At 66.5% G+C, this 2115-nt stretch carries 4 protein-coding genes; 1 reads left to right on the top strand and 3 read right to left on the bottom strand.

The window, feature by feature from the left end:
• Window positions 1-203: hypothetical protein (locus Q8Q85_08840; GenBank protein ID MDP3774359.1), on the bottom strand; the 203-nt coding region annotated here is incomplete at its 3' end.
• Window positions 204-252: 49 nt separating this feature from the next.
• On the opposite strand from Q8Q85_08840, the gene Q8Q85_08835 reads away from it, so the two are divergent.
• Entirely contained in the window at window positions 253-504 is a 252-nt protein-coding gene (locus Q8Q85_08835; GenBank protein MDP3774358.1) for a hypothetical protein, read from the top strand.
• A gap of 61 nt (window positions 505-565) precedes the next feature.
• On the opposite strand, the gene Q8Q85_08830 is transcribed toward Q8Q85_08835, so the two are convergent.
• Both Q8Q85_08830 and Q8Q85_08825 read right to left on the bottom strand, forming a co-directional pair.
• Window positions 566-1522 carry a hypothetical protein gene (locus Q8Q85_08830; GenBank protein ID MDP3774357.1) on the bottom strand — a complete coding sequence of 319 codons (957 nt, stop codon included), beginning with the start codon at window positions 1520-1522 and terminating at the stop codon, window positions 566-568.
• A gap of 411 nt (window positions 1523-1933) precedes the next feature.
• Window positions 1934-2115 (bottom strand): hypothetical protein (locus Q8Q85_08825; protein MDP3774356.1); only part of this gene is annotated, 182 nt, incomplete at its 5' end.

The following is a 2115-nucleotide window of genomic DNA, read 5'->3' as shown; positions in this document are numbered from 1 at the left end:
TCCAGGAGCGACGGTACAATGACGTGTCGCTCGTCTGGCCGCACCAACCGCGCCGCGCGCAGCCGACGCACCGCGTTGTGCGCCTCCCCAAGGCTGATGCCGACCGCTGTTGCCAGCGGCACCAGCCCCTGACCCGGCCGTACCGCGAGCTCGAGGGCGACGGCGACATCGCCCGGTCTCAGGGACGGTTGTTTCAGCGGCACGAGAGGGGTCTTTCAGGTTTCATGAAACGTGAAACTATGCAGGACGGGTGTGACTGTCAAGCACCAAGCGAATAATACCGCAGCCCCGAACCTGGTGCGCCGGCTGGAGGCCGAGGCGCAGGGGATGCGCGCGCAGGCGGAAGAGCTGAATGCGATGATCGCGGGACTCGGCGACGAGGCGCCGTTGGCGCGCTCGACCTCGCTGCGCGAGAGCCCGTACACCGACTCCCGCCCCATGAACTTGAGGTGCCAGATTGGCTCCTCAAGTTCCGGAACTCCTCCGCAGAAAGGCGAAACGTAGACCGCGTCGTCCTGGGCGACGTCGCACGCGGCGCGGATGGCGTGCTCCAACTCCTCCCGCGTCACTTCGTGCCCGCCGGCCCGGCGAACAGCTGTCGGAGCTCGGGCGTGATGGCCGACAGGAACGGCGAGGACTGCCTTAGCCGCGTCGCCCGCGCATCGTCCTGCAACAGGAACCGCCGCAGACGGGAGAGAGACATCGTCCTCAGAATGCCGCGCCACTCTTCGAGCTCCAGGCGCTCCCCCGAGGAGGCCAGGGGGAGGCGCCGCTCGATGTAGCGCTTCGCCTCGTCCACCAACGAGGGATCACGCCGGATGCGGTCCGCCACCATTCGCCCCAGCTCAAGGGAGCGCGCATCAAGGTCACCATGCCTCTGGTGCCGAGGGCTGTTCGTCCGGCCGCCCTTCGCGGCCCTGGACTCGAGGAGATCGAGCGGCGGTGGCCCCAGCAGCGGCAGCACCTGTTCCAGCTCCGCCCGTCGCTCCCTGGAGGCGGTCTTGAGATCGGCGATCGTGACGACGCGCAGCTCGATGGTGAGATCGCGCTGGAGCTGGAGGTCGAGCAGCTTCCGCCAGACCTCCTCCCGGACCCTCTCCACGTCCGCCGGCTCGGCCAGCACCCCCACCACGACCGGCTCTCCCGGACCGTCCGCGCCGCGCGCCACCGGCCCCTCGATCCACCCGGCCCGCATGGGCGCGGATCCGGTCTGCACCGCGGCCTTGAGGTCCTGCATGACCTGCTCCGCCCGGCCGCGCTCGTGGGTGAACACCATCATGAGCGACCCGGACAGCCCGAAGCGCGCCGCCCGGCGGAATTGCCGGTTCCGCGCGCCACGCCCCACCGCCTCGATCACCCCGAGGTCCTCGAGCTTGGTGCACACCCGCGCCACGCCGCTCGCCTGCAACGACGTCAGCCGCGCCAGTTCGGAGACCCCGACCGGGATGTCCGATAGCATCACCACCCGCAGCACCCGGACGGCGGCCTCGGTGCCGAGGATGTGATTGAGTGGATGCCGCAACGCGCTCTGGGGCCGCCCCGTTGGCCTCGTGGAGTCCTCGCTTTCGTGCGTCCAGTATACCGCAACGACATTATAATGTCAATATCGCTATTATAATATCGTATTAGCCATTATTATGCAGAAGGCCCCGCTCCTCGCGAGGCCCTTGTCTGTCGCTACTTGGCGTCCGTGGCGTCTTCGTACTTGCAGTAGTGGGCCTGGGTAGAGTTGAACTACCGACCTCACGCTTATCAGGCAGTTTGGTTCAAAGTCCGGATTCCGGCAAGTTCTCGGGTTTCAAGGAGATTCGCGACGAACTGCCGGGATCGAAAACGACCAATCCGAGGGATTCTCGGGGCGAAGTGGCACCGGAAGTGGCACCATAAGCAGCACCACCCCGCCCGCGGTTGCCCTAGAGACAGAGCGACCTAGCTAGATGAACCACGGCGTCCGCTCCAGCACGGGATGAAGACGGAACGTGCCGGCTTGGCGCATGAACGCTGCCGTGAGGTACGCGATGTCACCGGCGTACTTGGTGGTAATCGGCTCAGCGCAAAGGGAATCGGTTGAGGCCCAGTTCAGCTTCGTGAGGCTGAGCACCTGGCCAGCGAGGG

The organism is Gemmatimonadales bacterium, from assembly GCA_030697825.1.
Taxonomy (GTDB): Bacteria; Gemmatimonadota; Gemmatimonadetes; order Gemmatimonadales; family JACORV01; genus JACORV01.
Note: the sequence above shows the minus strand (reverse complement) of the source record. Positions and strands in the feature narration are given on the sequence as shown.